The organism is Kribbella sp. NPDC049227 (genome assembly GCF_043197265.1).
GTDB lineage: Bacteria > Actinomycetota > Actinomycetes > Propionibacteriales > Kribbellaceae > Kribbella.
The window spans coordinates 151,450-163,532 of record NZ_JBICST010000008.1 but is presented as its reverse complement, the minus strand read 5'-3'; the positions used below and the strand labels follow the sequence as shown (position 1 = coordinate 163,532).

General features: G+C 68.7%; 15 protein-coding genes. 8 read left to right on the top strand and 7 right to left on the bottom strand.

Annotation, left to right across the window (positions count from 1 at the left end; translation table 11 throughout):
- Positions 1 to 28: 28 nt before the first annotated feature.
- The gene (locus ACGFH6_RS33970) at positions 29 to 1,213 is read right to left on the bottom strand and encodes an FAD-dependent monooxygenase (protein WP_393392230.1); all 1,185 of its coding nucleotides are present in this window, start codon (positions 1,211 to 1,213) and stop codon (positions 29 to 31) included.
- Between the two features lie 115 nt (positions 1,214 to 1,328).
- Here ACGFH6_RS33970 and ACGFH6_RS33965 point away from each other — a divergent pair, with 115 nt between their 5' ends.
- Both ACGFH6_RS33965 and ACGFH6_RS33960 read left to right on the top strand, forming a co-directional pair.
- Complete coding sequence (locus ACGFH6_RS33965) at positions 1,329 to 2,039, top strand: TetR/AcrR family transcriptional regulator (protein WP_393392227.1); 711 nt, start codon at positions 1,329 to 1,331, stop codon at positions 2,037 to 2,039.
- 33 nt (positions 2,040 to 2,072) lie between these two features.
- Positions 2,073 to 2,294, top strand: coding sequence for a hypothetical protein (locus tag ACGFH6_RS33960; RefSeq protein ID WP_393392224.1), 222 nt, complete (start codon positions 2,073 to 2,075; stop codon positions 2,292 to 2,294).
- Here ACGFH6_RS33960 and ACGFH6_RS33955 read toward each other — a convergent pair.
- From ACGFH6_RS33955 to mshA, 3 genes are read right to left on the bottom strand one after another with little or no spacing between them, the layout of a single operon-like run.
- Positions 2,275 to 3,021 carry a phosphoglyceromutase gene (locus ACGFH6_RS33955; protein WP_393392221.1) on the bottom strand — a complete coding sequence of 249 codons (747 nt, stop codon included), beginning with the start codon at positions 3,019 to 3,021 and terminating at the stop codon, positions 2,275 to 2,277. The two genes, ACGFH6_RS33960 and ACGFH6_RS33955, sit on opposite strands and share 20 nt — an antisense overlap.
- 10 nt (positions 3,022 to 3,031) lie before the next feature.
- The gene (locus ACGFH6_RS33950) at positions 3,032 to 3,520 is read right to left on the bottom strand and encodes a YbjN domain-containing protein (RefSeq protein ID WP_393392218.1); all 489 of its coding nucleotides are present in this window, start codon (positions 3,518 to 3,520) and stop codon (positions 3,032 to 3,034) included.
- A complete protein-coding gene (mshA, locus tag ACGFH6_RS33945; RefSeq protein WP_393393581.1) occupies positions 3,517 to 4,767 on the bottom strand; it encodes a D-inositol-3-phosphate glycosyltransferase in 1,251 nt (416 codons plus the stop codon). The genes ACGFH6_RS33950 and mshA overlap by 4 nt, the downstream gene beginning before the upstream one ends.
- Before the next feature lie 83 nt (positions 4,768 to 4,850).
- Between mshA and ACGFH6_RS33940 the strand changes: the two genes are divergently transcribed.
- The 4 genes from ACGFH6_RS33940 (at position 4,851) to ACGFH6_RS33925 (ending at position 7,116) form a co-directional block, all read left to right on the top strand.
- Positions 4,851 to 5,603, top strand: a complete 753-nt coding sequence (locus tag ACGFH6_RS33940) for an SDR family NAD(P)-dependent oxidoreductase (protein WP_393392215.1) — start codon at positions 4,851 to 4,853, stop codon at positions 5,601 to 5,603.
- An 80-nt stretch (positions 5,604 to 5,683) separates the two neighbouring features.
- Positions 5,684 to 6,127 carry a helix-turn-helix transcriptional regulator gene (locus tag ACGFH6_RS33935; RefSeq protein WP_360458525.1) on the top strand — a complete coding sequence of 148 codons (444 nt, stop codon included), beginning with the start codon at positions 5,684 to 5,686 and terminating at the stop codon, positions 6,125 to 6,127.
- A 35-nt stretch (positions 6,128 to 6,162) separates the two neighbouring features.
- Positions 6,163 to 6,684, top strand: a complete 522-nt coding sequence (locus tag ACGFH6_RS33930) for a hypothetical protein (protein ID WP_393392211.1) — start codon at positions 6,163 to 6,165, stop codon at positions 6,682 to 6,684.
- 81 nt (positions 6,685 to 6,765) lie between these two features.
- Entirely contained in the window at positions 6,766 to 7,116 is a 351-nt protein-coding gene (locus tag ACGFH6_RS33925) for a DUF2516 family protein (protein ID WP_393392208.1), read from the top strand.
- Positions 7,117 to 7,131: 15 nt separating this feature from the next.
- Here ACGFH6_RS33925 and ACGFH6_RS33920 read toward each other — a convergent pair whose 3' ends face one another.
- Positions 7,132 to 7,932, bottom strand: a complete 801-nt coding sequence (locus tag ACGFH6_RS33920) for a L,D-transpeptidase family protein (RefSeq protein WP_393392205.1) — start codon at positions 7,930 to 7,932, stop codon at positions 7,132 to 7,134.
- Positions 7,933 to 8,063: 131 nt separating this feature from the next.
- Between ACGFH6_RS33920 and ACGFH6_RS33915 the strand changes: the two genes are divergently transcribed.
- Complete coding sequence (locus tag ACGFH6_RS33915) at positions 8,064 to 8,573, top strand: O-acetyl-ADP-ribose deacetylase (protein ID WP_393392202.1); 510 nt, start codon at positions 8,064 to 8,066, stop codon at positions 8,571 to 8,573.
- Here the strand turns inward: ACGFH6_RS33915 and ACGFH6_RS33910 are convergent.
- Complete coding sequence (locus ACGFH6_RS33910) at positions 8,561 to 9,124, bottom strand: L,D-transpeptidase (protein ID WP_393392199.1); 564 nt, start codon at positions 9,122 to 9,124, stop codon at positions 8,561 to 8,563. The genes ACGFH6_RS33915 and ACGFH6_RS33910 overlap by 13 nt on opposite strands.
- A 138-nt stretch (positions 9,125 to 9,262) precedes the next feature.
- Entirely contained in the window at positions 9,263 to 11,128 is a 1,866-nt protein-coding gene (gene typA, locus ACGFH6_RS33905) for a translational GTPase TypA (RefSeq protein WP_393392196.1), read from the bottom strand.
- A gap of 285 nt (positions 11,129 to 11,413) precedes the next feature.
- Here typA and ACGFH6_RS33900 point away from each other — a divergent pair, with 285 nt between their 5' ends.
- Positions 11,414 to 12,049, top strand: a complete 636-nt coding sequence (locus tag ACGFH6_RS33900) for a TetR/AcrR family transcriptional regulator (RefSeq protein ID WP_393392193.1) — start codon at positions 11,414 to 11,416, stop codon at positions 12,047 to 12,049.
- Positions 12,050 to 12,083 lie beyond the last annotated feature (34 nt).

Here is a 12,083-nt window from a genome sequence, read left to right as displayed (position 1 = left end):
AACAATTGCCGGAGGCATCTTCTTGCGTTCAGGTGGCAGCGGGGACGGACGGGCGACTCGGAGTGAGGTGCCTGCGCAGCCAGCCTCCGGCGGCCGCCGCGGGCCAGAGCCGCGTGGCCAGGTTGCGTACGGCGACGCCGCGCCTGGTCGCCGGCACCATCAGAGCCGCCGCGACCGACACGTTCCCCTGGCGCGGCGCGACCAGTCTGCGGTGTTCGCGCTCGTACCGTGCGAAGGCTGCCTGCGGGTCAGCGGGTGACGCGGCCAGCTCCCGGGCCAGCGTGTCGGCGCCCGCGATCGCCAGCGTCGATCCCTCGCCGAACAACGACACCGACGAGGCCGCGTCGCCGAGCAGCCCGATCCGGCCGTCGGACCAGCGATCGATCCGGACCCGGCTGACCGAGTCCAGCCAGATGTCGTCGGCGGCCCGCAGACGCTCGAGCAACTGCGGCACCTGCCATTCGGCGTCGGCGTACGCCGTGGTCACCAGCCGCTTGTGCTGCTCCAGGTCGCGAGAGTCGAAGTCGCCGGGCATCGGCGCCCGGAAGATGAAGGCTGCCAGCCCTTCACCCCGGACCGGGTGAATCGACGCCAAGCGGCCGGGCGCGTTGTACAGAACGACCTCACGATCGCGCTCGGCCGGCTCGCCCAGCCGCAGGGTGGCGACAAACAGGCCCATGTGGCGGACGAACTCCGACTCCGGCCCGAACGCCAGCTTGCGCGTCGTCGAGTGCAGCCCGTCCGCCCCGATGACAAGGTCGAACCGGCGGGGCGCGGCGTTCCGGAACGTCACCTCGACGCCGTCGCCGTCCTGCCGCACTGCGGTGATCGTGTCGTGAAACAGGAACTCGGCCGAGTCCCGGCCGGCGTCGTACAGGATCGCCGCCAGGTCGGTGCGGGTCACCTCGACTTCCCGGCTGCCGGAGGCACGCTGCATCGCCTGGAGGTTGACCCGTCCGACCTGGCGACCCGCTCCGTTGACGAAGCTCAGCGCGGTCACATGGGTCGCAGCCTCCTGCAGGGCGCCGAGCACGCCCATTCGCTCGACCACGTCGACGGCCGGGCCACGCACGTCCACCGGGTTGCCACTGGACCGCAGACCGGCGGACCGCTCGACCACGGTCACCCGGAAGCCGTGCCGGGCCAGCCAGTACGCCAGCGTCGTACCACCGACGCCCGCTCCGGAGATCAGCACGCTGGGGCTCGTCATCATCGTTCGCTCCTGTGGTCATGAGGTGATTGATCTGACGATATGACCAGATTTGAAATCTGGTCAATCATTTATGGAAGATTGACCAGATCTGACATTTCGTCATAGCGTGCTCACCATGACGACGGAGCGGCTGCGGAGTGCGGACCGGCGGGCCGAGCGGGGTACCCGGATCCTGGACGTGACGGCCGACCTGCTGCTGCGCCACGGTGCCCGGCGGGTCACCATCGACGACGTCGCGGCGGGGGCAGGGATCGGCAAGGGGACGGTCTACCTGCATTGGAAGACCCGCGAACAGTTGTTCGGGGCCGCCTTCCAGCGCGAGGTGCTGGCCGCACTCGGCGAGCTACGCAACGAGCTCAGGAAGGATCCGCAGGTCAGCCGCCTGCATCGGTTCGCCCGCGCGTACTTCCTGGCCATCACCGACCGGCCGTTGCTGCGGGGATTCCTGCTGGCCGACGCCGACCTGCTCGGGAAGCTGGCAGGCTCGTCGGACGCGGCGCTGGACGAGCGGCACGGCAAGCTGTCGCACCGGTACTTCGAGTTGCTCGCCGAGCACGGCCTGGTCCGCGACGACCTGGCGCTGGACGAGCTCGGCTATGCCTATCAAGCGACGTTCGAGGGGTTCCTCCGCGCCGAGGGCCTGGCGGGACACAGCCTGCAGCAGCAGGCCGACCTGCTCGCCCGGACGATCGAGCGAGCCTTCGAGAGCGGACAGACGCCCGCCGAGACCGAGCTGCGAGAGCTGGCAGACGCGGTCGCCGAGCTCCTCACGGACCTGATCGATGCCGACAGCGCCGAGGCCGGCATCCCGTCTCCTCCAGCCTGACCCCGGACACGCGGTGCCGATACGCTCACCGGCATGGACGAATCTGTGACCGAGCGGCTGGTCAACACCGATGTGTCAGCCCTGGACGACGCCGGGATGCTCGCGCACCTCGACGCGGTGGAGCAGCAGCTGAGAAACCTCCAGAAGAGCAAGCTCGCTCTCCTGGAGGACAATCCTCAGCTGGTGGCTCAGAGTCCCGAGCTGCAGGCCCTGCTCGAGCAGCTTCGGGCCGAGGTCAGCGGCCCTGGTTCTTGACGGCTTCGATGGCTTCCTTGGCGGCCACCGGGTCGAGGTACTCGCCGCCCGGAGTGATCGGGTGGAAGTCCTCGTCCAGTTCGTAGTACAGCGGGATGCCGGTCGGGATGTTCAGGCCGACGACGGTCTTCTCGTCCAGGTTGTCCAGGTGCTTGACCAGGGCGCGGAGCGAGTTGCCGTGCGCGGCGACCAGGACGGTCTTGCCGGCGCGCAGGTCCGGCACGATCGCGTCGTACCAGTAGGGCAGCATCCGCTCGACGACGTCCTTCAGGCACTCGGTCGTGGGCATGATGTCGGACGGGAGCCCGGCGTACCGCGGGTCGCCGGCCTGGTCGTACTCCGAGCCGCGCTCGATCGGCGGCGGCGGGGTGTCGTACGAACGGCGGAACAGCATGAACTGCTCCTCGCCGAGCTCCTCCAGGGTCTGCTTCTTGTCCTTGCCCTGCAGGCCGCCGTAGTGCCGCTCGTTCAGCCGCCAGGACCGGCGGACGTCGATCCACTGACGGTCGGCGACCTCGAGGGCGATGGTGGCGGTACGGATCGCCCGGCGCAGCACCGAGGTGTGCAGTACGTCGGGCAGCAGGTCGCGGTCACGCAGCAGCTCGCCACCGCGCTGCGCCTCCTCGACGCCCTGGGCGTTCAGGTCGACGTCGACCCAGCCGGTGAAGAGGTTCTTGGCGTTCCAGTCGCTGTGGCCGTGGCGGAGCAGGATGAGGCGATAGGTCATGACCCTCAGACTACTTGGGCTCCAGCCAGCCTTTGAAAGCGTCCAGGTTGCGGGTGGATTCGCCGCGGGACACGCGCCACTCGTACTCCTTGCGGATCGACGATGCGAAGCCGAGTTCGAGGATCGTGTTGAACGACGAGTCGGCGTACTCGAGCACCGCGCCGAGCAGCCGGTCCACCTCGGTCGGGGTGATCGCGTGCAGCGGGACCTTCCCGTCCAGGTGGATGTCACCCAGGTGGTCGACCGCGAACGCGACGCCGTACATCTTCAGGTTCCGCTCCAGCAGCCAGCGGTAGACGGCCTCGTGGTTCTCGTCGGGGTGCCGGGCCACGAACGCGTGCACCTGCACCGCCTGCGCTCCGACGACGAGCGAGACGGTGGTCTTCAGCTTCCGCTCGCCCGGCAGGTCGGCGCTGAACTCCCCCGGACTCGTCTCGGTGAACTCGAGCTCGTTCTCGGTCAGCACCTGGCGGATCACGTCCGCCGCCGAAACTCTCACCCAGCCACCTCCGCGGCCAGCTCGGCCGCCATCGTGTCCGCGGCCGTCCGGTACGCGGCCAGCGTCTTCTTGGCGGTCAGTTCCCATCCGAAGGCCTGCGCATGCTTGACCGCCGCCCGGCTCATCGTCTCGCGGGTGTGCGGATCCGTCGCGATCCGGGCCAGCGCGTCGGCGAACTCACCGACCCCATGGCCTCGCACCAGCAGCCCGGTCCGCCGGTCGACGACCGCGGTCGTCAGCCCGCCGACAGCCGCCGCGACCACCGGCGTACCGCAGGCCTGTGCCTCCAGCGCGACCAGACCGAAGGATTCCGAGTACGACGGAACGCAGACGACCGACGCGGCCCGGTACCACTGCGCCAGGCCGGGCCGCTCCATCGGCTTCACGAACCGGGTCACGTCGTCGACGCCGAGCGCCCGGGCCAGCTCCGCGTGTGACTCCGGGTGCTCCATCCCGTTGCCGGACGGGCCACCGATGATCGCCACGACCAGCCGGCTGCGCAGCGACGGGTCCTGCTCGAGCATCCGCGCGGCGGCCCGGATCAGCAGATCGGGCGCCTTCAGCGGCTGGATCCGCCCGACGAACGCCAGTACGACGGCGTCCTCGGGTACGCCGACCGCGCGCCGGGCCGCGGCTTGGTCACCGGGGCTGAACATGTCCAGATCCACGCCTGGGTTGACCACACCGACCTTCGCGGGCTGAGCGCCGTACAGGGTGATGAGCTCGTTGGCCTCGTCGTCGGTGTTGGCCAGCAGCCGGTCCGCGGCCTCGACCACCTGCTCCTCGCCGAGCAGCCGCGCCGGTGGCTCGGGTACGTCGTCCTCCGCCAGGCTGGCGTTCTTCACCTTCGCCATGGTGTGCATGGTGTGGACGAGCGGCACAGCCCAGCGGTCACGGGCCAGCAGCCCGACCTGGCCGGAGAGCCAGTAGTGCGAGTGGATCACGTCGTACCAGCCGGGCTCGTGGATCGCCTCGGCCCGCAGTACGGCCCGCGCGAACGTGCACAGCTGGGCGGGGAGCTCGTTCTTGCTCAGGCCCTCGTACGGCCCGGCGGCGACGTTGCGGACCATCACGCCCGGCATCAGCTCGACCCTGGCGGGCAGCGCCGACGCGGTCGCCCGGGTGAAGACGTCGACCTCGATCCCCAGCCCGGCAAGCCGTTTGGACAGCTCCACCACGTAGACGTTCATCCCACCGGCATCACCGGTACCCGGCTGATCCAGCGGCGACGTGTGCAGGCTGATCATCGCGACCCGCCGAAGGGGACGGTCAGCGGACGGTACGGTCACCTGGTCAGGGTAACTCCGCCCCGGTTTGGGAGAATCGGGGTATGACTTCCAGCAACAGTCGTCCTCTTGCCGTGGTGACCGGAGCGAGCAGCGGGATCGGGGCCGCGTCGGCGCGGTACCTGGCCCGTGAGGGGTTCGAGGTGGTGTGTGCGGCCCGCCGGCTGGACCGGATCGAGGCGCTCGCCAAGGAGATCGACGGGCGCGCGGTGCAGTGCGACGTCACCTCCGCCGAGGACGTGGCGGCGCTGACCGAGGCCGTCGGTGAGCAACTGAAGGTGCTGGTGAACAACGCCGGCGGCGCGTTCGGGTTCGAGCCGGTCGCGGACGCGGACCTCGAGGCCTGGCGGCAGATGTACGAGGTGAACGTGATCGGCGTCGCGGCGGTCACCAAGTCGTTGCTCCCGGCCCTTGTCGCCGGGAAGGGCACGATCATCGTGATGGGATCGACCGCCGGTCAGGTCGCCTACGAGGGCGGCGGCGGGTACGTCGCCGCGAAGCACGCGGCCAAGGCGGTCGTCGACACCCTGCGCCTGGAACTGTTCGACCAGCCGGTGCGGGTCTGCGAGATCGCCCCGGGCATGGTCCGCAGCGAGGGCTTCGCGCTGACCCGCTTCAGCGGCGACCAGGCCAAGGCCGACGCCGTGTACGCCGGAGTCGCCGAACCGCTCACCTCCGAAGACATCGCCGACATCGTCGCCTGGATCGCGACCCGCCCGTCGCACGTGAACATCGACCGGATCACGGTCCGCCCGCGCGCCCAGGCCGCGCAGCACAAGGTTCACCGGGTGCAGTAGACCGCCGTACCTCCCCGACGTGAGCGGCCTCACGGCCGGGCTGCTTGCAATTGCAAGCACTCTGCTAGCACACTGGACGCATGGCCAGGTTGAGTGATCGCGTCGCAGGTTCGGTGGGCTCCGTCGGGGAGTACCTCGCCGAGCAGCGGCGGAACGCGCAGCTGTCGTTGCGGCAGCTGTCCGACCTGGCCGGTGTGTCGAACCCGTACCTCAGCCAGATCGAGCGCGGCCTGCGGAAACCGTCGGCCGATGTGCTGCAACAGCTCGCGAAGGCGCTGCGGATCTCCGCGGAGACGCTGTACGTGCGGGCCGGCATCCTCGATCCGGACGACGGTTCGGACGGCCGGAGCGCTTCCGGTGTGGTCGACGCGGTGCTGCTCGATCCCGTCCTGAACGAGCGGCAGAAGCGTGTCCTGCTGGACGTCTACGCGTCCTTCGTCCGAGAGAACACGCCCTCCGACGAGCCGGCCGCGGCCAAGCCGACGGCCAAGAAGTCCCCGGCAAGCAAACGCACCACCAAGTAATCGCATCCTGCTGCAAACATCCGAGGAGAAGCCTGATGGCCACCCGTACGCCTGTCACCCCGTTCTACGCGATCGCCGGCGCCGGCGACCTCGCGGTGGAGAAGTTCCGCGCGGTCAGCGAGGACGTCACCGCCCGGTTCGCCAAGCTGGACCAGAAGACCCTGCAGACCGAGCTGACCAAGGCGCAGTCCGAGGTCACCAAGCGCTTCGACGCCTTCGTGGCCGACGCGAAGACCGCCCCGGCCAAGCTGCGTGAGCTGCCCGCCGTCGCGCAGGCCGGCTTCACCACCGTGCTCGGCCAGGCCGAGGAGACCTACGAGGACCTGGCCGGCCGCGGCAAGGACCTGGTCGAGCGGATCCGCAGCCAGAAGGCCACCGAGGATCTGGTCGCCCAGGCCAAGACCACGGTGAGCAAGGCGAAGGCGACCCGCACCACCGCGAAGAAGACCGCCCAGACCGCGACCCGCAACGTCAAGGCGACCGCGACCAGCGCCCGCAAGACCGCGAAGACCGCCTCCAAGGCGGCCACGGACGCTGCCGACAAGGTCGGCGACTGACGGTAGTTTTCCTCACCGGGCGGCCCCGATCTGCGACCGAGCAGAGGTGGGCCGCCCGGTCTTTCGGTTAGGCTCGTGTGCATGCTCCCACTCGCCACGTTCCCGAACCTCTTTCCCGGGTTCGCAGGTCCGCTCGAGATCATCTGGTGGGTGCTGCTCGGACTCAAGCTGGTCGCGCTGCTCGACGCGGCGTTCCGGCCACGGGCGGTGTTCGTCGCCGCGGACAAGCTGACCAAACCCGGCTGGATGCTGATCCTGATCGTCTTCACGCTCAGTCAGATCTTCCAGGGCTGGCTCAGCTTCTTCGGCCTGATCGGCATCGTCGCCGCCGGTCTCTACCTGGTCGACGCCCGGCCTGCGCTCCGCGCCGCCTCCGGCCGTGGTCGGGGCGGCTGGGGCATCCGGCGCCGCCGCGGACCTCGCCCGCTGTAAGGCCCGCGCTGAGCCCTACGAGCGGTAGACGATGACCTTGTCGCCGACGTTGACCTCGTCGAACAGGACCTTGATCTTGCCCAGGTCCCGGACGTTCACGCAGCCGTGCGAGGCGCCGTTGTAGCCGCGGGCCGCGAAGTCCGACGAGTAGTGCACCGCCTGGCCGCCGCTGAAGAACATCGCGTACGGCATCTTCGAGTCGTACAGCTTCGAGACGTGGTTCCGGCTCTTCCAGCCGACCGTGAAGCTGCCCTCGCGGGTCGCCGTCTTCACCGCGCCGAACCGGACGTCCAGCTGCATCTTCACCACACCGTCGACGACGTACCGCAGCTTGCGGGTGGTCTTGTCGATGCAGAGCGCCACCCCGGTCGCGCAGCGTGCGTCCAGCTTCTTGCCGTTGACCACCGGCGCCGGCGGGAAGAGCTCGGCCTGGGTGGGCTCGTGGGTGACCGCGGACAGCTTGTTCCACGTGTTCTGGTCGACGTACCCGAGCTGCGGGATGCCCTTGGACTTCTGGAACTTCTTCACCGCGGACCGGGTCATGGTGCCGAAGTCGTTGTCCTGGTAGCGCTTCTCCAGCAGCTTCAGCTGGACCAGCCGGGCCTCGACCTTGCGCACCGAGGTGCCGGAGGAGCCGTTCTTGTACAGCGCCTTCGGGTAGATCGGCAGCTCGCCGCTGACCTCGAACGGCACCGTCTTCAGGTCCGTCGTGGCCGTCGGCGCCGCACTTGCGCTCATTCCTAGACCAGCAAGTGCCGCAATCACGGCACCGGAGACGACACCGGCCAGCACGTTGCGAATGATCAGCGCGCGCATCGAAACCCCTTTGGTAGACCCCGTCCTACCTACATAGGACGTCCTCACCGGTCTTTTGGTTGGCGGTCAAGCGTAGGTTGAGAACCGCGGATTGTGCAGCTCTTGTGAGCAAGTCGTGACCGGAGGAGCCGATGGAGATCGTCCTGAGTACGGCGGACATCACCACGATTCCGGCCGATGCGATCGTCAACGCGGCCCATCACGCACTGCGCGGCGGAGGCGGCGTGGACGGCGCGATCCACCGCGCCGGCGGACCGGAGATCCTCGCGGAGCTGGTCGAGCGGTACCCGAACGGAGCCGCGACCGGCGAGGCCGCTTGGACGACCGCGGGAGCGCTGCCGGCGTCGTACGTGATCCACGTGGTCGGGCCGAACTACACCGCGGGACAACGGGATCCGGCGTTGCTCGAGTCCTGTTACCGCAACGCGTTGCGGATCGCGGACGAGCTCGGGGCCAGGACTCTCAGCCTTCCCGCGGTGTCCGCGGGCATCTACGGCTGGCCGGCCCAGTCAGCGGCGGAGGTCGCCGTACGGACAGTTCTCCGTACGGCGACCTCCGTCAGCCGAGCCACGTTCTGTTTGGTCGAGCCCCGGCTCTACAAGGCCTTCCAGACCGCGCTGCGGTCTCGTCAGGCGTTGTAGACGACGACCTTGTCGCCGACCTTCACCCGGGCGAAGATCCAGGCGATCTTCTTCTTGTCGCGGATGTTCACGCAGCCGTGCGAGGCGCCGTTGTACCCGCGGGCCTTGAAGTCCGCCGAGTAGTGCACCGCCTGGCCGCCGCTGAAGAACATCGCGTACGGCATCGGCGAGTGGTAGATCGACGACACGTGGTTCTTCGACTTGCGCTGGACCTTGAAGACGCCCTGCCGGGTCGGCGTCTTGCGGCCGCCGAACCGGGCGTCGGTGATCTGGATCGCCTTGCCGTTGACCATGTACACCAACTTGCGGGTGCGCTTGTTGATGCACAGCACCCGGCCCTTCGTCATACACCGCTTGTCGATCCGCAGCTTGCCCCGCACGAGTGTGGTCGACGACGCCGCCGCGGTCGCCTGCTGTGGCGCGACCACGGCCTGGGGCGCAACCTTCGGTGCCACTACGGCGGCCTCGGCCGTGGTGGTCGCGGTCAGTGCGCCCACCCCCACGAACGCGGCTGCCGTGACGGTGGCGCCGAGCTTACGCAGAATTCCCATGTTCCTGCTTCCTTCCCCCAATGAGTGTTTGCACATGACAGACGTCAGCGCGTCACGTCTGGTTGTAACGATCCGGAACTTTGTCCCCCCGGACCGACCGAGGAATGGTGTATCACACCGGTGTGATTCCCCGGTGGATCAGGCCTTGTTCTTGCGGCCGAGTTTCGAGCGCTCCACCTGGGTGAGGGCGACCTTGCGCATGCGGATCGCGTCCGGGGTCACCTCGACGCACTCGTCCTCGCGGCAGAACTCCAGCGACTGCTCGAGCGACAGCTTGCGGGCCGGGACGAGCTTCTCGAACTCGTCCGCGGTCGACGACCGGACGTTGGTCATCTTCTTTTCCTTGGTGATGTTCACGTCCATGTCGTCACTGCGCGAGTTCTCGCCGACGATCATGCCCTCGTACACCTCGGTGGTCGGCTCCACGAACATGGTGCCGCGCTCCTGCAGGTTGATCATCGCGTACGACGTCGCCGCGCCGGACCGGTCCGACACCAGCGAACCGCTCGGGCGCGTGCGCAGCTCGCCGAACCACGGCTCGTACCCCTCGAACACGTGGTGGGCGATGCCGGTACCGCGGGTGTCGGTGAGGAACTCGGTGCGGAACCCGATCAGCCCGCGGGCGGGGACGAGGAACTCCATCCGGACCCAGCCGGTGCCGTGGTTGGTCATCTGCTCCATCCGGCCCTTGCGGACCGCGAGAAGCTGGGTGACCGTGCCGAGGTACTCCTCCGGGCAGTCGATCGTCAGGCGCTCGACCGGCTCGTGCCGCTTGCCGTCGATCTCGCGGGTGACCACCTGCGGCTTGCCGACGGTCAGCTCGTAGCCTTCGCGGCGCATCTGCTCGACCAGGATGGCCAGCGCCAGCTCACCGCGGCCCTGCACCTCCCAGGCGTCCGGCCGCTCGGTCGGCAGGACCTTCAGCGACACGTTGCCGACCAGCTCGCGGTCGAGCCGGTCCTTGACCAGCCGCGCGGTCACCTTGGTGCCCTTCACCCGGCCGGCCAGCGGCGAGGTGTTGGTGCCGATCGTCATCGAGATGGCCGGCTCGTCCACGGTGATCAACGGGAGCGGCTTGGGGTTCTCCGGGTCGGTCAGGGTGTCGCCGATCATGATCTCCGGGATGCCCGCGATCGCGACGATGTCACCCGGACCGGCCGAGTCGCCGGGCACCCGCTCGAGCGCCTCGGTGATCAGCAGTTCGGTGATCTTGACCCGCTGGATCGAGCCGTCATGGCGGCACCAGGCAACCTGGGCGCCCTTCTTCAGCGTGCCTTCGTGCACCCGGACCAGCGCGAGCCGGCCGAGGAACGGCGAGGCGTCCAGGTTGGTCACATGCGCCTGCAGCGGCGCTCCCTCGGTGTACTCCGGGGCCGGCACGTTGGCCAGGATCGTCTCGAACAGCGGCTCGAGGTCCTCCGAATCCGGCATGCCGCCGTCGGTGGGCTGGGTCAGCGAGGCCCGGCCGGCCCGCGCGGAGGCGTAGACGACGGGGAAGTCGAGGGCGCTCTGGTCCGCGTCGTGGTCGAGCAGGTCGAGGAACAGTTCGTACGTCTCGTCGACGACCTCGGCGATCCGGGCGTCCGGGCGGTCCACCTTGTTCACCACCAGGATCACCGGCATCTGCCGCGCCAGCGCCTTGCGCAGCACGAACCGGGTCTGCGGCAGCGGCCCCTCGGAGGCGTCCACCAGCAGCACGATCGCGTCCACCATCGACAGGCCGCGCTCGACCTCACCACCGAAGTCGGCGTGGCCGGGGGTGTCGATGATGTTCAGCGTCATCTGCTCGCCGTTGGCCATCTTGTGCCGTACGGCAGTGTTCTTGGCCAGGATCGTGATGCCCTTCTCACGCTCCAGGTCACCGGAGTCCATCGCCCGCTCGTCCACGTGCTGATGCGCGCCGAAGGCGCCGGACTGCCACAGCATCGCGTCGACCAGGGTGGTCTTGCCGTGGTCGACGTGGGCCACGATCGCGACGTTGCGCAGGTCGTTACGGACAGGCATGGGGAAGCGCTCCAAGCAATGGGGACTGGATGTCAGGCGGCGGCTACGGCGTGTTGTGTCGCACGAGATGGCCACTCGACGCAGGGCGCAGCCCTTTCATCTTACCGGTGACGGCACGTGTCCACGAAACGGGAAGGCCTTTGACATTTGTTGACTGGACGTCCAGTCTATAGAAGGCGCCTGGGGAGGGGCCTGAAACAACGGGGGGTCCGAGCCCGGGAGCGCCGAGCACCTGAATGGGGGGTAGCTCGGCCTCCGGGGTAACGACCAGCAGGGAAGGAACCCGTGCCGCGCTCGGCCACCGTCAACCAGGAGCTGCGAGAGCGCTCCCGGGAGCGCATCCTGGCCGCAGCCCTGGAGGTCTTCGCCGCCAAGGGCTACGAGGCCGCATCGATCTCCGAGATCACCGAGGCGGCCGGGGTGTCCCGCGGCCTGGTCTCGTACTACTTCGCCGCCAAGGAAGAGTTGGCCGCCGAGCTGCTGGACCGCTGGCTGGACGGCATCGCCGGGATCCTGACGATCCAGGGCAGCCCGGACGAGCGCCTGGCCGGCATCATCGACGGCGCCCTGATGGCGGCCGCCACCACGCTCCCGATCCAGCGGCTCGCGATCACCCTGATGATGCAGCCCACCACGCACGACGTGTTCGCGCGCGTCGAGGCCGACAAGTCGGCCCGGGTCAGCCAGGTCGAGGACGCCATTCGCTCCGTCTTCGCCGCCCGCGGTGCCGCCGACCCGGCCGTCGAGGAAATGTTGCTTAGAGCAACTTTGGAGGGCGTCACGGTGAAGCTCGCGATCTACCGCGAGACGTTCCCGGTGGAAGACATCCGCCGCCGCCTGTACGCCGGTTACGACCTGCCGACACCGGCCGCCCCGCTCCCGATCAGCTCACCGCGAGTGGACCGCCTCCGCGCCAAGTGACCTGCGGCGGACTCCGTGCGTACGACGGACGGCG